The 22,744-nt window shown below is 70.5% G+C and carries 20 protein-coding genes, 1 pseudogene and 1 riboswitch; of the genes and pseudogenes, 6 read left to right on the top strand and 15 right to left on the bottom strand.

Features of this window, described 5'->3' with window-relative positions; genetic code table 11:
* Positions 1-76: 76 nt before the first annotated feature.
* Both INP57_RS07320 and INP57_RS07315 read right to left on the bottom strand, forming a co-directional pair.
* Positions 77-691 (bottom strand): malonic semialdehyde reductase, encoded by a 615-nt coding sequence (locus INP57_RS07320; protein WP_200069256.1) that lies wholly within the window; start codon positions 689-691, stop codon positions 77-79.
* 76 nt (positions 692-767) lie between these two features.
* Positions 768-2,087, bottom strand: a complete 1,320-nt coding sequence (locus INP57_RS07315) for an Nramp family divalent metal transporter (protein WP_200069255.1) — start codon at positions 2,085-2,087, stop codon at positions 768-770.
* 553 nt (positions 2,088-2,640) lie between these two features.
* Between INP57_RS07315 and INP57_RS07310 the strand changes: the two genes are divergently transcribed.
* Both INP57_RS07310 and pth read left to right on the top strand, forming a co-directional pair.
* Positions 2,641-3,270, top strand: a complete 630-nt coding sequence (locus INP57_RS07310) for a 50S ribosomal protein L25/general stress protein Ctc (protein WP_200069254.1) — start codon at positions 2,641-2,643, stop codon at positions 3,268-3,270.
* A 110-nt stretch (positions 3,271-3,380) separates the two neighbouring features.
* Complete coding sequence (gene pth / locus INP57_RS07305; RefSeq protein WP_200069253.1) at positions 3,381-3,956, top strand: aminoacyl-tRNA hydrolase; 576 nt, start codon at positions 3,381-3,383, stop codon at positions 3,954-3,956.
* 15 nt (positions 3,957-3,971) lie between these two features.
* Here the strand turns inward: pth and INP57_RS07300 are convergent, their stop codons facing one another.
* Both INP57_RS07300 and INP57_RS07295 read right to left on the bottom strand, forming a co-directional pair.
* The gene (locus INP57_RS07300) at positions 3,972-5,621 is read right to left on the bottom strand and encodes a fatty acyl-AMP ligase (protein WP_200069252.1); all 1,650 of its coding nucleotides are present in this window, start codon (positions 5,619-5,621) and stop codon (positions 3,972-3,974) included.
* Between the two features lie 183 nt (positions 5,622-5,804).
* Entirely contained in the window at positions 5,805-6,371 is a 567-nt protein-coding gene (locus INP57_RS07295; RefSeq protein WP_200069251.1) for a TetR/AcrR family transcriptional regulator, read from the bottom strand.
* Positions 6,372-6,458: 87 nt separating this feature from the next.
* Here INP57_RS07295 and INP57_RS07290 point away from each other — a divergent pair, with 87 nt between their 5' ends.
* The gene (locus INP57_RS07290; RefSeq protein ID WP_200069250.1) at positions 6,459-6,920 is read left to right on the top strand and encodes a nuclear transport factor 2 family protein; all 462 of its coding nucleotides are present in this window, start codon (positions 6,459-6,461) and stop codon (positions 6,918-6,920) included.
* 212 nt (positions 6,921-7,132) lie between these two features.
* On the opposite strand, the gene INP57_RS07285 is transcribed toward INP57_RS07290, so the two are convergent.
* The 9 genes and pseudogenes from INP57_RS07285 to INP57_RS07245 form a co-directional block, all read right to left on the bottom strand.
* The gene (locus tag INP57_RS07285) at positions 7,133-8,920 is read right to left on the bottom strand and encodes an ABC-F family ATP-binding cassette domain-containing protein (RefSeq protein ID WP_200069249.1); all 1,788 of its coding nucleotides are present in this window, start codon (positions 8,918-8,920) and stop codon (positions 7,133-7,135) included.
* A 34-nt stretch (positions 8,921-8,954) separates the two neighbouring features.
* A complete protein-coding gene (locus INP57_RS07280) occupies positions 8,955-9,920 on the bottom strand; it encodes a 4-(cytidine 5'-diphospho)-2-C-methyl-D-erythritol kinase (protein WP_508620963.1) in 966 nt (321 codons plus the stop codon).
* A 201-nt stretch (positions 9,921-10,121) separates the two neighbouring features.
* Positions 10,122-11,123 (bottom strand): methionine ABC transporter ATP-binding protein, encoded by a 1,002-nt coding sequence (locus INP57_RS07275; RefSeq protein WP_200069247.1) that lies wholly within the window; start codon positions 11,121-11,123, stop codon positions 10,122-10,124.
* A 120-nt stretch (positions 11,124-11,243) separates the two neighbouring features.
* A complete protein-coding gene (locus INP57_RS07270; protein ID WP_200069246.1) occupies positions 11,244-11,513 on the bottom strand; it encodes a hypothetical protein in 270 nt (89 codons plus the stop codon).
* 4 nt (positions 11,514-11,517) lie between these two features.
* Positions 11,518-11,605: riboswitch (SAM riboswitch) on the bottom strand.
* A gap of 202 nt (positions 11,606-11,807) precedes the next feature.
* The gene (gene rsmA, locus INP57_RS07265) at positions 11,808-12,683 is read right to left on the bottom strand and encodes a 16S rRNA (adenine(1518)-N(6)/adenine(1519)-N(6))-dimethyltransferase RsmA (RefSeq protein ID WP_307849947.1); all 876 of its coding nucleotides are present in this window, start codon (positions 12,681-12,683) and stop codon (positions 11,808-11,810) included.
* A 181-nt stretch (positions 12,684-12,864) separates the two neighbouring features.
* A complete protein-coding gene (locus INP57_RS07260; protein WP_295141469.1) occupies positions 12,865-14,433 on the bottom strand; it encodes a resuscitation-promoting factor in 1,569 nt (522 codons plus the stop codon).
* 676 nt (positions 14,434-15,109) lie between these two features.
* Positions 15,110-15,361 (bottom strand): annotated as a pseudogene (locus INP57_RS07255) (transglycosylase family protein); the annotation flags it as partial.
* Between the two features lie 268 nt (positions 15,362-15,629).
* Positions 15,630-16,469 carry a TatD family hydrolase gene (locus INP57_RS07250; RefSeq protein ID WP_200069243.1) on the bottom strand — a complete coding sequence of 280 codons (840 nt, stop codon included), beginning with the start codon at positions 16,467-16,469 and terminating at the stop codon, positions 15,630-15,632.
* Positions 16,470-16,544: 75 nt separating this feature from the next.
* Positions 16,545-17,567: a glycoside hydrolase family 183 protein gene (locus INP57_RS07245; protein ID WP_200069242.1), complete on the bottom strand. Its 1,023-nt coding sequence runs from the start codon at positions 17,565-17,567 to the stop codon at positions 16,545-16,547.
* A gap of 136 nt (positions 17,568-17,703) precedes the next feature.
* Between INP57_RS07245 and INP57_RS07240 the strand changes: the two genes are divergently transcribed.
* Together INP57_RS07240 and INP57_RS07235 are read left to right on the top strand one after the other, a co-directional pair.
* On the top strand, positions 17,704-18,591 hold the full coding sequence (locus INP57_RS07240) for a helix-turn-helix domain-containing protein (protein WP_307849946.1): 888 nt from the start codon (positions 17,704-17,706) through the stop codon (positions 18,589-18,591).
* A complete protein-coding gene (locus tag INP57_RS07235) occupies positions 18,554-18,739 on the top strand; it encodes a DUF397 domain-containing protein (RefSeq protein ID WP_200069241.1) in 186 nt (61 codons plus the stop codon). The genes INP57_RS07240 and INP57_RS07235 overlap by 38 nt, the downstream gene beginning before the upstream one ends.
* Positions 18,740-18,745: 6 nt before the next feature.
* Here the strand turns inward: INP57_RS07235 and rsmI are convergent, their stop codons facing one another.
* Entirely contained in the window at positions 18,746-19,591 is an 846-nt protein-coding gene (rsmI, locus tag INP57_RS07230) for a 16S rRNA (cytidine(1402)-2'-O)-methyltransferase (RefSeq protein WP_200069240.1), read from the bottom strand.
* Positions 19,592-19,620: 29 nt separating this feature from the next.
* On the opposite strand from rsmI, the gene INP57_RS07225 reads away from it, so the two are divergent.
* Complete coding sequence (locus INP57_RS07225) at positions 19,621-21,183, top strand: dolichyl-phosphate-mannose--protein mannosyltransferase (protein WP_374220921.1); 1,563 nt, start codon at positions 19,621-19,623, stop codon at positions 21,181-21,183.
* 100 nt (positions 21,184-21,283) lie between these two features.
* Here INP57_RS07225 and lat read toward each other — a convergent pair whose 3' ends face one another.
* Positions 21,284-22,642 carry an L-lysine 6-transaminase gene (gene lat / locus INP57_RS07220; RefSeq protein ID WP_200069238.1) on the bottom strand — a complete coding sequence of 453 codons (1,359 nt, stop codon included), beginning with the start codon at positions 22,640-22,642 and terminating at the stop codon, positions 21,284-21,286.
* Positions 22,643-22,744: the final 102 nt, after the last annotated feature.

Below are 22,744 nucleotides of genomic sequence, written 5' to 3'. Positions count from 1 at the left end.
CCAGAACGCCGAAAAGCCCGGTCCCCCCGCTTCGGGGGCCGGGCTTTTCGGTGTCGTGCCGGGTGTTTCCGGGCCGTCAGATCGTGGTGACGACCTCGTCGTAGTCGAGCCGGGGCAGGCGGTCGAACCAGGGGTTCTCGCCGGGCTTGCCGATGTTGACCACGACGAGGACCTTCTCGCGGCCGTCCGGGAAGAACTCGGCGTTGATGCCCGCGGCGTCGAAACCGGTCATCGGGCCCGCGGCCAGCCCCGCGGCGCGCACGCCGAGGATGAAGTAGCCGACTTGCAGGGTGCCGTTGAGCTTGGCGTGCTCGGCGCGGAACCCGTCGTCGCCCGCCCACATGTCCTTGGCGTCCGGCTTGTGCGGGAAGACCTTGGGCAGGTTCTCGTGGAAGTCGGTGTCCGCGGACAGGACCGCGACCAGCGGCGCCGACTCGGTCTTGGCCCGGTTGCCTTCGGACAGGTGCGGCAGCAGCCGCTGCTTGCCCTCGTCCGAGCGCACCAGCGCGATCCGCAGCGGCTGCTGGTTCATCGAGGTCGGGCCCCACTTGACCAGGTCGTAGATCGCGCGGATCTGCTCGTCGTCGACCGGTTCGGAGCTGAAGGAGTTCGCGGTGCGGGCGGCGCGGAACAGCAGGTCCTGCGCGTCCTCGGAGAGCTGGAAGGCTGCGGCGCGGTCGGTCGAGGTCATGATCACTTCCTGTCCGGGCGGTGTTTGCCCGCCAGAACATCCGGCGCACCGGCCGGAATTCCAGCCGCGACGGAGATCACATCACCGCGCCGACGAGTTCGTTGACCGCCACCCCGACGAACAGCACCAGGCACAGCCCCAGCAGCACGTTCGAGACCCAGCGGGAGCGGTGCTCGGGCGGCATCATCGAGCGCGAGTTCAGCAGCACCAGCAGCGTGCCCGCCAAGAACGGCATGAACAACGCACCCAGCACGCCGTAGACCAGGGTGAGCTGGAACGGCTTGCCGAACAGCAGCAGGATCATCGGCGGGAACGTCAGCCACAGCAGGTAGAGCCGGTACGGAGTGCTGTGCATCCCCGCCTTGTGGTCGTAGGTCTCGGCGGTCTCGGCCGGGGCTTCCTTGGGCAGCCGCCAGGTCCGCCACCAGTCGGCGAACAGCAGGCTCACCCCGTTCCACACCCCGATCACCGAGCTGAACGCGACCGCGAAGAACCCGACCAGGAACGGGATCCGCGCCCATTGGCCGTAGTCCGCGGCGAGCACGTCGCTGAGGTTGAGCAGCCCCTTGTCGCTGTCGGTGAGGTCCTGGCCGAGCAGGATCTCCGCGCCGACGACCAGCATCGCGACCACGAAGATCCCGGTGGTGACGTAGCCGACCGCGTTGTCGGTGCGCATGATCGGCAGCCACTTCGGCCCGCGCCAGCCCTTCGCGAAGGTCCAGTAGCCGTAGGCGGCCATGGTGATCGTGCCGCCGACGCCGCCCATCAGGCCCAGCACGTAGGCGACCGAGCCGTCCGGCAGCGTCGGCACCAGCCCCTTGCCGAGTTCGAGCAGGTTCGGCCCGACCAGGATCGCGGTGCCCACGACGGTCACGAACATGACGCCGACCAGCACCGTCATGAGCTTTTCCAGCACCGCGTAGCGGCCGAACCACACCAGTCCCAGCCCCAGCAGGCCGCAGACGATCGCCCATCCGCTGACCGGCAGCACCGGGAACAGCGCGTTCAGCGGCAGCGCCGATGCCGACATCGCGGTGGCGCCGTAGACGAAGCCCCACACCACGATGTAGGCGCCGAAGTAGCCGGTGGCCCAGGAGCCGAGCGTGCGCCAGCCGGAGAGCATGGTGCGTTCGGAAGCGAGGTGCCAGCGGCCGACGGCCTCGCCCAGCGCGAGCTTGAACACCGTGCCGAGCACGACCGCCCAGAACAGGGCGTAGCCGTAGCGCGCACCGGCGATCATCGTCGCGACCAGGTCGCCCGCGCCGACTCCGGTGGCGGCGGCCATGATGCCGGGGCCGACTTGCCGGAGCCGGTCGGCCCAGCCGGTGGCCGGTTCGGCCCCGGCTTGCGCGCTCCCGTGGTCCTCGGTGGAACCGGAGCTGGTGTCAGCGGACATGAGCGTCAAACTAACGCCGGGCGGTGCCGCGGTCATCCGCAAGCGACCAAACCGTGACGGTCGCTGAATCGAGGGACGAACGAACACCCACCGCACGCGGACGAGCGGGCGGGCGCGAACTCGGCTGACCCGATCGGGAAGCAGCTGCGCGAACCCGGCGGCACGTCGCCCGCCGCGACCCGCCGGTGAACACGGCACGGGTCGAGTGCACCCGGTTCTCGCAGGCACAGCGGATCATCCGGTTAGACCGGCCGAGGCCGGATCGGTACCCCAGCAAGCAGCTGCCGCGCGGCGGCTCCTAAACTGTTCGGGTTGCCTCGGCGAGGCCGGGTACGCGACCCGGCGTGATCGACGCGGCGGCACGGTGTTCGCCCCTGTGGCCGCGAGAGACGCCGGTGCCGCCCACATCGCGGCCGTTGTCCGGCCGCGAGCGGCACCGACCCCCGCAGGGCCGGTGTTCGCGAGCACGGCGTCGGCCACGTCATCGGTCGCACCCGCCGCCGCAGGCCGCCGACATTTCGATTCCGCCCGACTTCACGAGGAGTGCAGCACCGTGTCCGAGGTACGTCTTTCCGTCGAGCCGCGCACCGAGTTCGGCAAGGGTGCCGCCCGCCGCACCCGCCGCGCGGGCAAGATCCCCGCGGTGCTCTACGGGCACGGCTCCGACCCCAAGCACCTGTCGCTGCCCGCCATCGACTTCGCCCGCGCCGTGCGCGAGAACGGGCAGAACGCGGTGCTGACGCTGGAGGTCGCCGGGTCGGCCAGCGAGCTCGCGCTGACCAAGACCGTGACCGCGCACCCGATCAAGAACTACATCGAGCACGTGGACCTGCTGCTGGTCCGGCGCGGCGAGAAGGTCACCGTGAACGTGCCGGTCGTGCTCTCCGGCGACCCGGCCCCTGGTGTCCTGGTCACCCAGGACGCCAACGAGGTCGAGGTCGAGGCCGAGGCGCTGCACATCCCCGAGCAGATCGAGCTGTCGGTGCAGGACGCCGAGGACGGCACCCAGGTGCACGCCTCCGACCTGCAGCTGCCGCGCGGCGTGACGCTGCAGGCCGACCCGGAGACGCTGATCGTCAGCGTCTCCGAGGCGCCGACCGCCGCCGACATGGAGTCCGAGCTGGACACCGAGGGCGCGGGCGTCGTCGAGGAAGCCTCCGACGAGGAGACCGCGAGCGAGTGAGCTCCGACCCGCCGGTGACCGGGACGCGGCGAGCACCGCGCCCCGGTCCCGGCCGGGCCATCGCATTCATCCGCCGCCGCTTCGGCGGTGCGTCCGAGGGAAACGATCAGGTGAGCACTCCCGAACCGCCCGCGCTGATCGTCGGGCTCGGCAATCCCGGCCCGCGCTACGCGGGCAACCGGCACAACGCCGGTTTCCTGGTCGCCGACGAGCTCGCCGACCGGATCGGCGGGAAGTTCAAGGCGCACAAGGCGAACGCCGAGGTGGTGGAGGGCAGGCTCGGGCAGCGCCGGGTGGTGCTGGCCAAGCCGCGGACGTTGATGAACCTCTCCGGCGGCCCGGTCGCCGGGCTGGTGAAGTTCTTCAAGCTCCCGCCCGAGTCGCTGATCGTGATCCACGACGAGCTGGACCTGCCGCACGGCGCCGTGCGGCTCAAGCGCGGCGGCGGGGAGAACGGGCACAACGGGCTCCGTTCGATCACCAAGTCGTTGGGCACGAAGGAGTACCTGCGGGTGCGCTTCGGCGTGGACCGGCCGCCGGGGCGGATGGATCCGGCGGACTACGTGCTCAAGGACTTCTCCGGGGCCCAGCGCAAGGAATTGGCGTACTTCGTCGACCTGTGCGCGGACGCCACCGAGGCGCTCGCCGCGCACGGCTTGGAACCGGCGCAGAACCAGTTCCACTGAGCGGCCGCGTCGTCCTCAACAGGCGGGCACGAGCTCGGCTGTGGCGGCGCGGCGGAGCTTGCCGGACGGGGTTTTCGGCAGCGAGCCCGGTGCGAGCACGACCACGGCGGCCGGTCGCACCCCGACTGCGTCCACGACCCGCGCGGCGACCGCCTTGCGCAGGTCCTTTTCCGCTTCGCCGGTTCCGGCGGACTTCGATTCCAGCACCACGGCGAACCGTTCCCGCCGATCGCCCGCGTCCAGCCGGACGGCCGCGGCGTTGCCCGCGCGCACTCCGTCCACTTCGCACGCCGCGCGTTCCACGTCCACCGGGAAGATGTTCCGGCCGCCCATGATGATCACGTCCTTGCGCCGTCCGCAGATCACCACCTGCCCGCCGACCAGGTAGCCCTCGTCGCCGGTGTGCAGCCAGCCGGCGATGTCCTGCGCGGGCAGCGGGCCGTTCGAGGTGAGGTACCCGGGCGTCACCGCGGCGCCGCGGATGCGCAGCTCGCCGACCGCCCGCTCCCCCAGCGCCTCGCCCGTGTCGTCGACCGCCTTCACTTCCAGTCCCGGCAACGGTTCCCCGAGCAGCGCGAACGAGCGGCTGCGGCCGGTGCCCGCGGGCTCCGCGCGCCGCTCGCGCTCCAGCGCATCGGCGTCCACCTCGTCGACTTCCACGCCGCGGTCCAGCGGCGCGAAGGACACCGCCAGCGTCGATTCCGCCATCCCGTAGGCGCACACCATGCACGTCCCGGACAGACCGAACCGGGCGCCCGCGCCGGTGAACGCGCGCACCGCCTCCGGGTCCACGGGTTCGGCTCCGTTGAGCGCGAACCGGAGGCTGGAGAGGTCGAATTCGCCGTCCTCGGCCCGCGCCATCCGGCGTCCGGTCACGGCGTAGGCGAAGTTCGGCGCGGCCGTGACGGTGCCGCCGTAGCGGCTGATCAGCTCCGGCCACAGCAGCGGGCGAGCCAGGAAGTCCGCGGGAGTGACCTTGACCGCCTCCATGCCGATCGACATCGGCACCGTCAGGCAGCCGACCATGCCCATGTCGTGGAACAGCGGCAGCCAGGAGACCGCCACGTCGCGTTCGGCGTCCAGCCGGGCGGTGGCCACCATCGCGGCCGCGTTGGCGTCCAGGTTGCCGTGCGTGATCCGCACGGCTTTCGGTTCAGCGGTGGAACCGCTGGTGAGCTGCAGCAGCGCGGTGGCGTCTTCACCGACCGGCACGGGCTCGTCCAGCCGCCGGTCGTAGGCGGCCCATTGGGTGAGGTCACGATGCTCGACGCCGTTCTCGTCCAGCACCCCGGCCAACTGCTCGAACGGCGGGCCGAGCAGCACCAGCCGCGCGTCGATCATGGCCAGCACCCGCAGCGTGTCCTGCGCCCACTCGGCCAGGTCGGTACGAGGGGTCGGTTGGTGCAGCATGGTCACGCTGCAACCGGCCAACCACCCGCCCTGCACCGCCGGGGCGATCAGCCCGGGGTCGGCGGCCAGCACGGCCACCGCCGAGCCGGGGGCGAGTTCGGCGCTGAGGGCGGCGGCGACCCGCGTGGCCTCGTCGTGCACCTGGTTCCAGGTGCGCCGCCGCGGGCGGTCCGGCTCGCCGGTGACCAGCCCCCGCGCGCCCGGTCCGGCGTTCTCCCGCGCCGCGGCCACGATCCCGTCCACGAACCGGCTCATGTGACGAAGCCTACGTCGAACGGGCGAACACCGGAACAGCTCGGTTCCGGCCACCGAAGCCACATCGGGACGTCCGAGACAGCACGGCCGCAAACCACTCCTGGAGAAATCGCCCGGCTCGCGAGGCCGCAGCACGATCCCTAGTTGTTGCGGGCAAAGAGGTTGTTGACGGCGTGGCTGTAATCAAGGGGTTCCGAGCAACGTCGCGACGGCTGCGTGTGCGTGGCGGGCTGGGGCGGGGTCGCCACTGATGCCGGCCGTCACGATGGCTCCTTCAGCGAGCAGGAAAACCGGTTCAACCACCGACAGCCCGGTGGCATGGACCCACACCGCGACCTGGTCGTGGAATGCCCGCTTGTGCGACCGGACTTCGGCTCGCACCGCCTCGGATGCGGGGCCCAGTTCGCCGTAGGCATTGATCCAGGCGCATCCGCGGAAGCCGGGTTCTGCGAACCACTCGGCAAGCCAGTCGAAGATCGCGAGTACGCGCTCGTAGGGATCTACGACCGCCTCCACGCGGGCGGCCAGGCTTGCTCTCCATCGCTGATCGCGACGCCTGAGCACCGCCACCACGAGGTCTTCCTTCGCCGCGAAGGATCGGTAGATCCGCTTCAGAGGCAGACCGGATGCAGCACGGACCTCATCCATGCCGACCGCCTGGATCCCTTGCTCGTAGAACAGCCGTTCTGCTGCGTCGAGCAGGGCATCGCGGTCCAAACGGCTCTGCTCCTCAGTGATCGGGGCTGGCATCCGAAGCTCCTTGGCGTTGAGAACGTACGTTCCCTATCGTAGACTCCGCCGATAGAGAACGATCGTTCTCAACGAGAGGAGACTGCAATGCCGGAAGATCGTCCGCCGTACCCGCCGTTCACGCAGGAGGCGGCCCTGCAGAAGGTCCAGGCAGCTGAAGATGCATGGAACACCCGTGACCCGCACCAGGTGGCCATGGCCTACACGCCGGACTCGACGTGGCGGAACCGTGACATCTTCGTCCGCGGCCGCGAGGAGATCATCGCGTTCCTGACCCGGAAGTGGGAGCGCGAACTGGACTACGCGCTGCGTAAGAGCCTCTGGGGCTTCCGCGAAAATCGAATCGCTGTCCGCTTCCAGTACGAGTGTCACGACGCAGAAGGCCAGCGATGGCGCAGCTACGGCAACGAACTGTGGGAGTTCGACGAGCACGGACTCATGCGGCGCCGCGAGGCGAGCATCAACGACGTCGCTATCACTGAAGCCGATCGGCGCATCCACGGCCCCCGGCCCACGGGCGAGTACGGCGTCGACATCCCACTCCGGTAGTGCCGATACCACGTCCCTTAGTCGGTGGGCTCAGGCAACACGACCGTCTGAGCCCACCGAACTCGTGTCGTCTATAGGAAACGCTGTGCTCCACGCCAATGCGCCCCTGTCCATCGAGGGACGACGCCGCCCCGCCCGCACAGCGGAGCAGGTGAGAGGCCGCCAGCATCTCGCCTCCGAGACGGCGTCACCAACGTCCAGCCCTCACGCACCTAGTCGAGCTGATCGGCCAGTTCGAGCCAGCGGGCTTCCACGTCGTCCTTCTCCTGCTGCAGCGCCTGCAGATCGGCGCCCAGCGATTGCAGCTTGTCCGGCTCGGTAGCGGCCTCGGCCAGCCGCGCGTGCAGCTCCTGCTCCCGCTTGCCCAGCTTGTCCAGCTGCCGTTCCAGCTTCGCCAGGTCCTTGCGCGCGGCCCGCTCCTCGGCGCCGGAGAGCTTGTCCGGCTTCGCCTCGACCACGTCCGCGGCCTGCTTGCCGACGTCGCCACCACCCGCGGCCAGCAGCGAATGCCGCCGCTGCAGGTACTCCTCGATGCCGCCGGGCAGGTGGGTGAGCCTGCCGTCGCCGAACAGCGCCAGCACCGTGTCGCACACCCGCTCCACCAGGTAGCGGTCGTGCGAGACCACGACGAGCGTGCCCGGCCAGCCGTCCAGCAGGTCTTCGAGCTGCTGCAGGGTGTCGATGTCGAGGTCGTTGGTGGGCTCGTCGAGCACCAGCACGTTCGGTTCGGACATCAGCAGCCGCGCCAGCTGCAACCGCCGCCGCTCACCGCCGGAGAGGTCGCCGACCGGGGTCCACTGCCTGCCCTTGCCGAACCCGAACCGTTCGCCGAGCTGGGAGGCGGTGAGCTCGTACTTGCCCAGCTGCACCCGTTCGGCGACGTCCTCGATCGCCTCCAGCACCCGCCAGTTGCCCGGCAGGTCGTGCAGCTCCTGGGTCAGGTGCGCCAGCCGCACCGTCTTGCCCTCGATGCGCCTGCCCGCGTCCGGCTCCCGCTCACCTGCGATCAGCCGCAGCAACGTGGTCTTGCCGGAGCCGTTGACGCCGACCAGCCCGATCCGGTCACCCGGCCCGATCCGCCAGGTCACGTCGTCGAGCAGGGTGCGATCGGCGATCCGCAGGTCCACGTCCTCCAGCTCGATCACGGTCTTGCCGAGCCGGCGTTTGGCGAAGGTGACCAGCTCAACGGTGTCGCGCGGCGGCGGGACATCCGCGATGAGCGCTTCGGCTGCCTCCACCCGGAACCGCGGTTTCGAGGTGCGGGCCTTCGCGCCGCGCTGCAGCCAGGCGAGTTCCTTGCGCGCCAGGTTCTGCCGCTTCTCCTCGGCCTGCTGGGCCAGCCGCGCGCGTTCCGCGCGGGCGTAGACCCAGTCCGCGTAGCCGCCTTCGTACTGCTCGACCCTGCCCTGGGTGACCTCCCAGGTGCGGTTGCACACGGTGTCCAGGAACCAGCGGTCGTGCGTGACGATCACCAGTGCGCAGCGGCGTTCCATCAGGTGGTCGGCCAGCCAGCGCACGCCCTCCACGTCGAGGTGGTTGGTGGGCTCGTCGAGCACCAGCACGTCCAGGTCGCGCACCAGCGCGGCCGCCAGCGCGACGCGGCGGCGCTCACCACCGGAGAAGTCGGCGACCGGGGTGTCCAGCCCGAGCCGGGTCATGCCGAGCCCGGTCAGCACCGAACGCACCCGGGCGTCGGCGGCCCACTCGTGCTCGGCGGTGAAGCCGTGCGGATCCAGCACCGCGTGGCGCACCGTCGAGCCCGGCGGCAGTTCGGTGCGCTGGGTGACCACCGCCAGCCGCAGGTCGCGCTGGTGGCTGACCCGGCCGGAGTCCGGTTCCTCGCTGCCGGAGACCACTTCCAGCAGCGTCGTCTTGCCGCCGCCGTTGAGGCCGACGACGCCGATCCGCTCCCCGGCGCCGATGCCGATCGAGACGCCGTCCAGCAGCGGGCGCTCTCCGTAGCTCTTGCGCACCGATTCGAGGTTGATCAGATTGGCCATCGGGGTTGCGGTACTCCAGGAAAACGAGGGGTGATCAGGCGTGCACCTGCGGCGGCGTGGGCCGGTCGGCCCGGTCGTCGCCGATGATCCGGGCTCCCGGCACCGGCCCCTGCGCGACCCGGACGGTGCGGCACACGCCCGCGCCGGACAGTTCCGCGGCGACCCGGACCGCGGAGTCGTTGTCGGTGCACAGGAACGCGCAGGTCGGTCCGGAGCCGGACACGATCCCGGCCAGCGCGCCCGCCTCCACGCCGGCGCGCAGCGTGCGGCGCAGGTTCGGGCGCAGCGAGACCGCCGCGGACTGCAGGTCGTTGCCCAGCAGCAGGGCCAGCTGGTTCGGATCGCCGGAGGCCAGCGCCTCCAGCAGCGGCTCGACCTCGCCGACCCGGTTCGGCCCGGTGTCGGCGCGCAACCGGTCCAGCTCGCCGTACACACCGGGGGTTTCCAGGCCGCGGCGGTCCAGCGCGATCACCCAGTGGAAGGTGTGCCTGGCGAGAACCGGCACGAGCCGCTCGCCGCGGCCGGTGCCCAGCGCGGTGCCGCCCTGCAACGCGAACGGCACATCGCTGCCGATCTTGGCGGCGATGTCGCTGAGCTCGTCGCGCCCGATCTCCAGGCGCCACAGCGTGTTCAGCGCCAGCAGCGCGGCCGCGGCGTCGGCGCTGCCGCCCGCCATTCCGCCGGCCACCGGGATGCCCTTGCGGATCGAGACCTGCACGCCCGGCTCTTCCGGGTCGCGGCCGGAGTGCTCGGCCAGCAGCCGCACCGCCGTCCACGCCAGGTTGCTCTGCCCGGTCGGCACCGAGTCGGCGCCGTCGCCGCGGACGTCGATGCCCGGCTCGTCGGCGCTGTGCACGGTGACCTCGTCGGTCAGCGACAAGGCCTGGAAGACGGTGACCAGCTCGTGGTAACCGTCCGGGCGAGCGTCGCCGACCGCCAGGTGCAGGTTCACCTTGGCCGGAACACGCACGGTGATGGGGGTGGGTACCACGGAGAGCACTCCTAGAGCGTACGTGTCCGCGCGATCCGGGTGCCGCCCCAGCACCGACTTCGCAGCACGCGGCCGCCGGTCGAGCCCGGTGCACGGGCTCGGCCGGCGGCCGGTCGGTTCTTGTGCCGCTGCTGCGCGCTTCGGAGGATTCCGAGTGCAGCGGCACCGCAAGGGACGCCGTCTGCTATTTCCGCGATCCCAGTTCGGGGATCAGGCGGCCACGCCTTCGACGCTGACCGGAGTGCGGCGCACCTGCGCGTCCCGGTCGACCATCCACTTCAGCGCGGCCTCGGAGCGCTCACCGGTGAGCCCGATGCGGAACTTCGCCACCGGCGTGTCCCCGAGCCGCGTCATGCCGCCGCCCAGCACGGCCAGGTCCACGCCGAACCGCCCGGCCGCTTCCGGCAGCAGCGCGCCGACGGCGGCGAAACCGACCAGCACCACCTCGGCGACCACGTCGTGCCTGCGGCCGGATCCGGCGTCCGGCAGCAAGCTGGTGCCGAGGCGGCTGCCCGGCTCGGAGACCAGGTCGAGCACCTTGCCCTGCTCGACGACCCGGCCGCCGTCGAGGACCACCGCCTCGTCGGCGATGCGCCGCACCACGGCGGTGTCCGCAGTGGTCAACAGCACCGTGGCACCCAGCTCGGAGCGCGCGCGGTCGAGCACCGTCAGCACCGCCTCCGCGGTCGACGAGTCCAACCCGGCGGTCGGCTCGTCGGCCACCAGGACCGAGGGCTTGGCCGCGAGCGCGCGGGCGACCGCGACCCGCCGCCGCTGGCCGTCGGTCAGCTGTTCCGGGTGCAGCGGCGCCTTGTCGGTCATGCCGACCAGGTCGAGCAGTTCGGCGACGCGGGCGCGGCGTTGCGGCCCGGGCATCTCGGCGGCTTCCAGCGGCAGCGCCACGTTGCCCGCGGCGGTGCGCTGGCGCAGCAGCGAGTCGCCGTCCGGGACCACGCCGATGTGTCTGCGGGCGGCGCGCAGCGCGGCGCCGTCCAGCGCGGAGAGGTTCGTCCCGTCGATCTTCACGGCACCGCGGTCCGGCTTGTCCAGCAACCCGACGCAGCGGGCGAGGGCGGACTTGCCCGCATCGCTGGGACCGACCACGCCGCACACCGACCCGGCGGGGACCTCCAGGGACACGTCGTCGAGCGCGACGGCGCCTGCGCGGGATTCGCCGCGGAAGGATTTGCTCAGGTTCTCGACAGTGATCATGTTCGGCTCCACATCAGCTCACTCCGGGAGCGCAGGCTGCTGCGCATCGACCGGCCGGAAGGAAACGCTGGTTCGCTGGCCCGAACCGGCCCGGCGGACCGGATTCGGTGGCTCGGGCAGCTAGCCGCGACAGGCCGTGGTCGTGCGCCGTCCTTGATCGATGATGCGGCGCTGGGTGAGCGCGAGCCCGTGCGGCGCGGAGCGCGCGCGGGCGCGGCCGCCGCGGGCGGTTCGCCGGAGCTTGTCGTGCTGCGCGCCCGTGCTGCCGGGCAGCGCGATCTTGAGCTGGGCGATCTCGAGCTGGGCGCTCCCGAGCTGGGCGGACCCGGACTGAGCGAACGCGGACTGGGCGAACCCGGGCCGGGCGCCGGTCAGCGGAGTTTCAAACACGTCGACTCCATCGGCCCTGGCGTTAGCACCTGCCCACGGGGTGGTTGCTGCGGCGTCGTCGAGCCAGGTCTCTCGGCCGCTCGGGATGGATTTCCCGGATAGTAGAACCCAGTCGTGTCCGCGAACGCAAGGCGACACTGGTCACTATGTGGAATCGTTCGGCAGATCACACCACCTGGCCGAGTCGCTGACCTTGATCAACAGATCCAGCCCGGACACACTGGGTAGTCAGACTGCGCGCTCGCCACTCGCCTGGAGTGATCGGCGGAAGCGCCCTGCCGCGTCGCCGGGAACTCAGCGCACGGATTCGGCGCCCGCTGCGGCCACCCGGGCGAAATCTTCGACCGTGAGCTGCTCGCCGCGAGCCGTCGGATCGACCCCGGCCGCGCGCAACAACTCCTCGGCACGCGCCGCCGAACCGGCCCATCCGGACAGCGCCGCCCGCAACGTCTTGCGCCGCTGCGCGAACGCGGCGTCCAGCACGCGGAACACCTCGGCGCGGTCCGCGCTCGACGGCGGATCGGTGCGGGAGAACGAAACCAGGCCCGAATCCACGTTCGGCACCGGCCAGAACACGGTCCGCGGCACCGGGCCCGCGCGGCGCACCTCGGCGAACCACGCCGCTTTCGCGCTCGGGAGCCCGTAAGTGCGGCCGCCGGGTTTCGCCGCGAGCCGGTCGGCGACCTCGGACTGCACCATCACCAGGCCCTTGCGCAGCGACGGCAGCTCCGCCAGCAGGTGCAGCACCACCGGCACGGCGACGTTGTACGGCAGGTTCGCCACCAGCGCGGTCGGCGGGTCTGCTGCGAAGTCGTCGGCGTGCACCCGCAACGCGTCGGCGCTGAGCACTCGGAGGCGGTCCGCGAGGCCCGGGGCGAACTCGGCCGCCGTGCGCGGCAGCCGCTCCGCGAGCGCGGGATCGACCTCCACCGCGACGACCCCGCGCGCCGCCGACAGCAGCGCCAGCGTGAGCGAGCCCAATCCGGGGCCGATCTCCAGGACCACGTCGTCGGCCGTGAGCCCGGCGGCGCCGACGATGCGGCGCACGGTGTTCGGGTCGTGCACGAAGTTCTGGCCGAGCTTCTTGGTGGGGCGGATCCCCAGGTCCTCCGCCAGCCGGCGAACATCGGCGGGCCCCAGCAACCGCGCCCTGTCCGCGTCACTTTCCACGCACCAGAACCTACCCGCGCCCGCACCCGGCCCTGCGCGCGGCCCGCCGCACTACCCGCCGACTCCGAGCGAACGGACCGTTCTTCCGATCGGGAGTGGTTAGTGCCGGGAGAACGAAGTGAGCGGACCGCTCGGCCGGGCATGCCGGGCGAACGGTCCGCTCACTTGGTGATCGTGCGGGTCAGCTCAGACCGAGCTTGGAGGAGCAGCCCGGCCAAGCGCCGTAGCCGCCGCCGCGCGAGTCGCGAACCTTGGTCGCGACCTGGATCTGCTGCTCCCGGCTGGCCTGGTGCGGATAGGCCGCGAACTGGTCGCCGCCGAAGGCGCTCCAGGTCTGCTTGTCGAACTGCAGGCCGCCGTAGTAGCCGTTGCCGCTGTTGATGGCCCAGTTCCCGCCGGCCTCGCACTGCACCAGCTTGTCCCAGATGGCGCTGTTCGGCGGTTCCTTGCCACCGACGCGCTTGACCGTCGGCGTGGCTTCCTTCGTGATCTTCTCGCCGACCGCCTCGCGCCCGGTCTCCTCACCGTTCTTGGTGGTGATGCGGGTGAAGACGATCTTCTCGCCGGGCGTGCCCTGCTTCTCGACCTTCTCCTCGCCCTGGAACATCGAGTCGTCGACGATCTCCTGCACGGGCGGCTGCACCGGCTGCGTCAGGTTGACCACCTTGCTGCCGGTGCGGTTGATCTGCACCTGCGCGCCGTCGGTGATCTTCTGGTCGCCGCCGGGGGTGATGTGGTCCTCCGGCCCGAGCTGGAGCTTCTGCTCCTTGACCAGGTCGTCGACGGTGACCGCGGTGGTGGTCAGCTGGCGCGGCGCCTCGCCGCCGTCGGTGACGGTGATGTCCTTGGCGGTGTTGACCGTGAGGTCCATGCCCTGCTCGGGCACTTCCATGTTCCGGTCGGCCGAGACGAACGCGCCGTCGGCGGGCACGCCGAGCTGGCGCAGCGCCTGGTCGACGGTCACCGACCGCACCCACTCCTCGCGGGGCTGGCCGTCCACGGTCATCTTCACCAGCCGGCCGCGGTCCAGCGTGATCGTGTCGTTGTGCCCGACCTGGGCCTGCGGGGACGGGCTCAGCGCGTCGTGCGGGCCGACGTTGATGCCCTCTTCCTGCAGGACTTCACCCACGGTGGAGTCGTAGGTGTTGACCTGGCGCTCCTGGCCGTCCACCTCGACGGTCACGGACTTGTCCATGGCCGCGGCGGCACCGCCGGAGCCGGCCAGGGTGACGATCACCGCGGCGACCGCGCCCTTGAGGAAGCGCTGCTTCCAGTCGGTGACGGCTTCGACGAACTCCGGTGCCGGGTTGCCCTCGGCGTCGGTCTCCGGCACGTCGTCCGGCAGCACCAGCGGCGGCAGCACGACGGTTTCGGCGTTGACCAGCCGGATCAGCTCGTCCACGTCGATGTCGGCGGTGGCGAGCATCTCGTCGGCCTGCGGCCCGAGCGCCTCGAAGACGTCGTCCGGGGTGATGTCCAGTGTTCCCGGCGGGAAGCTGGGGTGGTCGGCGGCGGGGTAGTTCCCGCCGCTGATGGGGGCGAAGCCGTGGTCGGCGGTGATCTCCAGATCGCTCTCGCGATCGAGTTCGACCGGCCGGTCCAGCACGCCGACCGCGGTGGGCTGCTCCTTGCTCACCGGGGTGAACCAGTCCGTAACCGGTTCAAGCGAATCGGCCCAGTAGCCGTGGTCCCGGCCGGTATTGCCGCGGGAATTGCTGGCATGGGCACCGGGAATGCCGCGTCCGTTCACAGGGTCGCTACCTCTCGAAAGCGGAAGCTCTCCGCAGCGTCGATGATCCCGTGGAGTTCGCCGGCCATGCTTGGTGAACTCCTTCATCCGCCGCTGCGCGACTTCGTGCTTCGTCTCCGTATCCGACTCCCGTAGCCAAGCGCCGTCATAGCCGTTGCCACGTGCGGAACCGGTCCTGTCCCGGTCCGCCCGCTCGGCACCGACTTCCCCGACGAAACCCGGCGGCGACTAGCGGGTGTTCCCCATGACTTCGTTGTCATCGGTTACGAGGCCGAGACTCTAGCGTGATGCGACCAGTGCGCCAAGAGCCCGATCGAGCACTGTGACTTGGGTTACGCCGTTTTGCCGGGCAACCCAGCACCCTGGGTGATCATCTAGTTGTTCGGCCCGGAGGATTTTCCCATCCCCGCAAGGAGTTCCCGCACCCCGCCCGTAAGTCCAATAAGGACGGACGTCGCTGCTGGTGAGGAGATCGAAAGGGCCGTCGGAGCCGGTGCGCGCGGGCGCTCGGCGACGGCCTCCAGGCCAAGCGGCGGGAGAGCGGACACATCTCCCGCCGCCGGCGTTCTGCGGCCCCGCGGATGCGTTGGGTGATCGCGATGGGTGTTCGCTCACACGCTCGGGGGCACTTTTGGGATCAAGATTCTGCTGCTGAGATGCGGCGAAGCCGCACCGCTCAGCGCGGCAGGCCGAGCTGGCGGGCGCAGGCGGGCCAAGCGCCGTATCCACCGCGGGCGTCGCGCAGCGAGGTGGCGACGGAGATCTGCTCTTCGCGGGAGGCGCGGTGCGGGTAGGCGGCGAAGTCCCTGCCGCCGTGCGAAACCCAGGTGCCGCGGTTGAACTGCAAACCGCCGTAGTAGCCGTTGCCGCTGTTGATGGCCCAGTTCCCACCGGATTCACATTGGGCCAGCCGGTCCCAGACGGAGCCGGCGCGAGTGTCCGGCGCGGGCTGGGCCTGGGCGGTGGGGGCGCCGCAGAGCATGATCGCTGCGGCGATGCCGATCCGGGATAGACCGCTGGTGCGCATACGAGTCCTGACTGCCGTTCCTCCGGGCAGCGGGCCCGCAGTCCACTGTGGTCGATCGTCGCGGGCGGGCCCCTCCCGGCTTCCACAGTGGACGCTAGGAGTCCGGGCGGCGGTCGCAACTCCAGCGCGGCGCAGCGTGCAATACCACAGAACGCGGAGTAAGCGCTGGTCAGGCGGCGATCACCGGATCGAGAGCGAAGACCCGCTCGGCGGTGGCAGTCGTAGCCACGATCAGTTCCGCCAGATCGACTCCGCGTAGCTCGGCAAGATCCCGAAGGGTGTAATTGACGCAGTAAGGCTCGTTCGGCCGCCCGCGGAACGGGTGCGGGGTGAGGAACGGCGCGTCGGTCTCCACCAGCAGCTGCTCGACCGGCACCAGGGCGGCGGCCTCGCGCAGGTCCTTCGCGTTGCGGAACGTCGCGGTGCCCGCGAACGAGAGCACGAACCCGCGGTCGACGCAGGCGCGGGCGAACTCGGCGTCGCCGGAGAAGCAGTGGAAGATCACCGTCTCCGGGGCGCCTTCCTCGGTGAGGATGCGCAGGATGTCCTGGTGCGCTTCCCGGTCGTGGATCATCAGCGGCTTCCCGCAGCGCTTGGCCAGGTCGATGTGCCAGCGGAAGGCTTCCTGCTGCGGCTGCGGCGGGGAGAAGTCCCAGTAGTAGTCCAGGCCGGTCTCGCCGACCGCGACGACGCGGTCGCGGGTGACCAGGTCCTCCAGCACCCGCTGGTCGGCTTCGGTGAAGTCCTTCGCGCGGGTGGGGTGCAGCGCGGCCGCGGCGAACACCCGGCTGTCCCAAGTGGACGCTTCGGCGGCCCAGCGGGCGGCGTCGATGTCGTCGGCGACGGTCACGACCCGGCCGATGCCCGCGGACTCGGCGCGGTCCAGCACCGCTCGCACGTCCTCGGCGCTCGTCGCGCCGCAGGCGTCCAGGTGGGTGTGCGCGTCGACCGCGGGGGCGGGCAACGCCTCCGGAACCGGCGGCCGCTGGCTTCTGTCCTTCTTGCTCACCGTCACTCCCGCGATCTGCTGCTCACCGCTGTGGCCTGCCGGTTTCCACCCTATCCGGGCAGGTGAGCCCGGGGTTCAGGCGAGGTCGGCGCGGAACAGGTCGACGTTGTAGGGGCGCCACTGCGTCATCGTGCAGTAGATCGCGGGTCGGTCCGCGGCCCACGGGTGCTGGAAACCGCCGTAGAGCGCCGGATACTCGGAGCCCGTGGTCAGCACCTCGCCTTTCGACCAGGGGCCGGTGAGTTCTTCGGCGGTGCGCAGCACGATCGCTGCGCGGTGTTCGTCCAGGTGCACCGCGAACCAGCGGCCGAAGTGGGAGTTGTACTGCACGGACAGTTCGGCGACCGGAGCGCTGAGCACGGGCGCCGCGGCGAACGGGTCGGTGCCCCAGCCGCTACCGGTCCAGTACTCGTAGCCGGCCGGGTCGAGCAGGTCGCCTTCGGGCGCGCGGGCGAGGTGGCCGGAGCCGAAGCGGCCGCTGGGCGTGCCCAGCAGGTGCACGTACCCGTCGAGCACGCCCGCGAAGGCGATCAGCTGGAACGGGTGGCCGCCCTGGTCGCGGCGGCGGAATCGGCGCAGCGCGCGTTGCCCGCGATTCGGCCAGATCGCCGCGTCCGACTTGGTCCAGGTGCGGCCGCCGTCGTCAGAGTAGGCCAGTGCGCCGTAGTTGGTGTGCCACACGCCGGGCACTCCCCAGCGCCGCACGGACATGTAGTGCAGGTAGTTGCGTCCGCCGGCGCAGATCCCCGCGGTCGGGATGATCGTGTTCTCGCGCGCCTTCGGATCGCGGGGCAGGAATTGCCCGGCCGCGCCGTCTTCGCGCTGCACGACCCAGTCGAATTCGAGCCCGGTGTCGAGATCTTCGCTGGTCGAGCGGGCCAGCACGTTGCACCGCCAGTCCGCGTGCTTCGGCCCCGCGCCGTTGCCGCCCCACTCCGCGCCGTAGGTGTCGCCGAACGCGATCAGCACGCCGCCGCGCCCGTCGTCCCACATGATCCCAAGATCGGTCGCGGTGAACCCGAACCTGCTGCTCGTGGCGTTGCAGGAATCTTCACCGGTGATCCGGCCGATCCGCGTCACGCCCTGCACCCGCGCCATCTCCCCACGGTAGTGCACCCTTTCGGCTTAACCGCAAGGGAAAACCGGTTCGCCGATGATCGGAGTCGCTACCGTGCGCATCCCAAGTGATCACGCACCGGAATCGCCGGACGGTGGTGATCACGGATCGAGTCGGGTGAATCCGGAGGAGAACATGAAGCGTTCGGAGCGGCTGCGCCAGCTCGGAGTCGGCGCGCAGCTCAAGGAGATGCGGCACAACAGCGGTATGAGCACCCGGAAGGTCGCGGCCGCGCTGGGAATCTCGCCCGCGTCGGTCAATCGCAACGAGATCGGGCAGCGGGTGCCAGGGCAGAACGAGATCACGGCGCTGTGCGCGCTGTACGGCGTGACCGGTGATCTCAAGAAAGCGCTGCTGGATCATGCGGCGGAGTCCGTGGACACGGCGGCCTGGGTGGAGCGCGGCCGGATCACCGACGAACTGGCGAGTCTCGTCGTGCTGGAGAGCAAGGCAACCGAGATCACTTGCGTCGCAACCTCGTTGGTACCTGGTCTCGCCCAGACCGCGGAATACTCCCGTTTGATCATCGACGGTTCGCCGGTCGAGCCGGACGACATCGAACGCAGGGTCAAGACCCGGCTCGGCCGCCAGGCGGTCTTGTCCCGGCCGGACGGACCGCGCATCAAGATGGTTCTGGAAGAAGGCGTCCTGCATCGAACGCTGGGCGACTCGCGCGTCTGGCGTGACCAGCTGTTTCAGTTGATCAGGTTGCAAGGTCAGGCGAACGTGAGCATCCGGGTGCTTGCCTCCGGGGTTGCCGCGCGGCCCGCGAACAACGCGTTCTCGATGTACCAGCTGGGCGACGGTGCACCTTATGTCTTCGTGGAAACGGAGGGAGCAGGCGTGTTCGTGACAGATCCTTCTGAGGTCACGCCCTTTGTGACAACCTCTCAGGTGCTCGATCGGGCAGCGCTGAGCGAAGACGCGTCCGGCGAGCTCATCAGGAACGTCGCCGAAGGGTTCCATCTTGAGTCAGCTCATCTGGCGCACCAGCAACCGCTCTAATCAGGTCGAATGCGTTGAGGTCGCGCTCTCCGACGAAGTGGTCGCCGTCCGCGACTCGAAGGATCGCGGTGGCGGCCACTTCGCCGTCTCCGGCGGCAAGTGGCAGAACTTCCTGCGCGGCTTGAAGAACGGCCGCTACGACGGCTGAGCCCGTTCAGCGCCGCGCGGCCAGCACCGCGTTGTAGAGGTCGTTCTTGCGCAGGCCGGAGAGTTCGGCGACCTCGGCGACGGCGTCTTTGAGGCGCATCCCGTCGGCGGCGCGTTCCTCTACCTGCGGGACCAGCTCGTCGGGGGCTTGGGAGGCCGGGGCGGCGCCCGCGAGCACCACGGTGATCTCGCCGCGGACGCCCTCGGCGGCCCACGACGCCAGTTCGCCGAGATCGGCCCGCTTCACCTCTTCGTAGGTCTTGGTCAGCTCCCGGCACACCGCCGCCGCGCGGTCGGCGCCGAGCACCGACGCCGCGTCGGCGAGCGTGTCGGCGAGGCGGTGCGGGGCCTCGAAGAACACGCAGGTGCGCTGCTCGGCGACCAGGCGGCCGAAGAAGCGCCGCCGCTCCCCCGGCTTGCGCGGTGGGAATCCCTCGAAGCAGAACCGATCGGACGGCAGCCCGGACACCGCCAGCGCGGTCGTCACGGCGGACGGGCCGGGCAGGCACGTCACCGGCAGCCCCTCGGCGGCGCACGCGGACACCAGCCGATAGCCCGGATCGGACACGCTCGGCATCCCGGCGTCGGTGACCAGCAGCACGTTCTTGCCGTCCCGCAACGCATCGAGCAGCTGCGGAGCGCGCGCTGCTTCCACCGCCTCGTAATAGCTGATGACCTTCCCGGCCGGGTGCACGCCGAGCGAACTCGCCAGCGCACGCACGCGGCGGGTGTCCTCGGCCGCCACCACTCCCGCCGAGGACAGCGCCTCCACCAGCCGCGCCGAGGCGTCCCGCGCATCACCGAGCGGAGTCGCGGCGAGCACCAACGTGCCCGATCCGGATTCGAGGTCCATGAGCACAACCCTACGATTCAGGTGTGAGCGTGCTCGTGCCGAACTCCGCCAAAGCCGACGACCTCGTCGGCCCCGGACAAACGCCGCCGGCGGCCGCACCCGGGACGTCCGACACCGCGCATCCGCTCACCGCGAAGCTGCCCACCGACCGGCTGCGCGGGTGGATCGTCACGCTGGTGATCACGCTGGTGGCCGCGGTCGTGCGGATCTGGGACCTCGGGCACGCCACCGACAAGGGCACGCCGGTCTTCGACGAGAAGTACTACGCGATCCAGGCGTGGCAGATGCTGCGCAACGGCGGGTACGAGGACAACCCCGGCTACGAGGTCGTCGCGCATCCGCCGGTCGGCAAGCAGCTGATCGCGATCGGCGAGTGGATCTTCGGCTACGGGCCGTTCAGCTGGCGGATCGCCGCGGCCCTCTCGGGTGTCGTGATGGTGCTGCTCGTCGTGCGGATCGGGCGGCGGCTCACCCGGTCCACGCTGCTCGGCGCGATCGCCGGGATCCTGCTGATCTGCGACGGGGTCAGCCACGTGCAGTCGCGCATCGGGATGCTGGACATCTTCCAGGCGCTGTTCGTGCTCGCCGCGTTCGCCTGCCTGCTCGCCGACCGCGACCAGATGCGGCAGCGGCTCGCGGTCGTGGTCCGCGAGGGCCGCATCGCCGAGAGCGTCTGGGGACCGCGGATCGGGTTCCGCTGGTGGCGGTTCGCGGCCGGGGTGTCGCTGGGGCTGACCTGCGGGGTGAAGTGGAACGGGATCTACTACATCGCGGCGTTCGGGCTGCTCAGCGTGCTGTGGGACGCGCTTTCCCGGCGCACCGCCGGAGTTCGCCGCCCGTGGGCGGGGGCGCTGCTGCGGGACACGGTGCCCGCGCTGGGTTCGCTGCTGGTGCTGCCGATCGCGATCTACTTCGCGGTGTGGTTCAACTGGTTCGCCAGCGAAACCGCCACCGACCGGCACGCTTCGCTGGTCGCCGACGACGTCGGGTTCGGCTGGGTGCCGGAGCCGTTCCGGTCGCTGCTGTACTACCAGGCCAACGTGCTGGACTTCCACACCCACCTGACCACCGGCAACAGCCCGCACCCGTGGGAGTCGAAGCCGTGGGCGTGGCCGATGGGCATGCGGCCGATGCTCTACTACTACGAGTCCGGACTGCCCGGCTGCGGCGAATCGGACTGCGTGCAGGCCACGATGCTGCTGGGCACTCCGGCGATGTGGTGGCTGGCGCTGCCGGTCGCGGCGTGGACGGTGTGGCGCGCGGTGACCCGGCTGGACTGGCGCTACACCGCGGTGCTGGTCGGCTACTGCGCCGGGTTCCTGCCGTGGTTCGTCAACCTCGACCGGCAGATGTACTACTTCTACGCCACGCCGATGGCGCCGTTCCTGGTGCTCGGGATCGTGCTGGTGCTCGGCGAGATCCTCGGTGCGGCGCAGGAGCACACCGAGCGCCGCAAGACGGGACTGCTGGTGGTGGCGCTCTACGTCGGGCTCGTGGTGGCGAACTTCGTGTGGTTGTGGCCGGTGCTCAACGGCGCCTCGATCACGCAGGAGCACTGGCAGGCCGAGATGTGGCTGCCGTCCTGGCGGTGACCCGGTTTCCCTTGGGTGCTCCGCCCAAGTTCGTCCGGAGTGAACGGACCGTTCGTCCCAATAGACTGGGCGAACAGTCCGTTCACTCCTGGTGAAAGCGTCAGGGCAAGCTGGTGAGGGTGGCGCGGAGCGCGGCTACGGCGGCGGTGAGTTCGGACGGGTCCGCCGACAGCGGCGGGCGGAACCGCAGGGAATCCGGGCCGGACGGCAGGAAAAGCGTGCGGTGATCGGTTCGGGCCGCGGCGATCGCCCTGTTCCGGAGCTCGGGGTCGCGGAAGGTCACCGCGCACATCAGCCCGCGCCCGCGCGGGGCGGTGAGCAGGCTCGGGAACTCGGCGGCCAGCTCGCGCAGCTCGGTCAGCAGCAGCGCACCGATTTCGCGGCTGCGCTCGAACAGCCCGTCCCGCTCGATGATCTCCAGGATGCGCGTGGCACGCACCATGTCCACCAGCGAACCGCCCCAGGTGGAGCTGATCCGGCTGGCTTCCCGGAAGGCGTTGTCGGCGACCTCCAGCACCCGGCGCCCGCCGAGCACCCCGCACACCTGCATCCGCTTGCCGAACGCGACCAGGTCCGGCTCGAGCCCGAGCGCCTCGTGCGCCCACGCCCCGCCGGTCAACGCGCCGGTCTGCACCTCGTCGGCGACGGTGAGCACGTCGTGTTCGCGGCACAGCTCCTGCATCGCCCGCAGGAACCGGGGCCGCAGGTGCCGGTCGCCGCCTTCGCCCTGGATCGGCTCGTAGACGAAGCACGCGACCTCCGCCCCGTACCGGCGCAGCGCGGATTCCGCGGCGTCCAGCGCGACCTTCTCCTCGGGCAGCAGTTCCGGGCTGTCCCAGCGCGGACCGGGATCGACGGCGGGGCTGGGAATCCGCGGCCAGTCGAACATCGGGTAGTCGCGGATCTTGGCCGGGTCGGTGTTGGTCAGCGACAGCGTGTACCCGCTGCGGCCGTGGAAGGCGCGCTCCAGGTGCAGCACCCGGCTGCCGCGCACGGCGAGTCCGGTGCGGGCGTTGCGCTTGGTCTTCCAGTCGAAGGCCACCTTCAGCGCGTTCTCCACCGCCAGCGTTCCGCCGTCGATGAGGAACAGCAGCGGCAGCTCCGGCACGCCCGCCACGCGGCGGAACGTCTCGGCGAACCGCGCCTGCTCGACGGTGGCGAAGTCCGGGTTGGACGGCTTGATCCGGGCCGCGCGCAGCAGCTCGGCCTCGAACTCCGCCGCGCGCAGGCCGGGGTGGCCGTGCCCGAGCGGGGCGGAGCTGAAGAACATCGTCATGTCCAGGTACTCGGTGCCGTCGCGCAGGTCGCGCAGCCGGCAGCCGTCGCCCGAGTCGAGGTCCACCACGATGTCCAGCAGGTCGCCGGTCACCTGCGCCCGCAGCGCGGGCACGGCTCCGGTCGCAGCGGTCGTCGGGGTGGTCGGGGTGGGAGTGAGAACGGCTTCCTGCTGGGTCGTCATGTCAGCCTCCTCGTTCTGCAGCCGCGGTAGCGGTCGCATCAACTACGGAAAACTATGACAACTAACGTGCTATCGACGCAATATTCCCCGTAACATCAGCTT

This window comes from Saccharopolyspora galaxeae (genome assembly GCF_016526145.1).
Lineage (GTDB): Bacteria > Actinomycetota > Actinomycetes > Mycobacteriales > Pseudonocardiaceae > Saccharopolyspora_C > Saccharopolyspora_C galaxeae.
The sequence above is the reverse complement of the archived record's forward strand: the minus strand, read 5'-3'. Positions and strand labels throughout refer to the sequence as shown.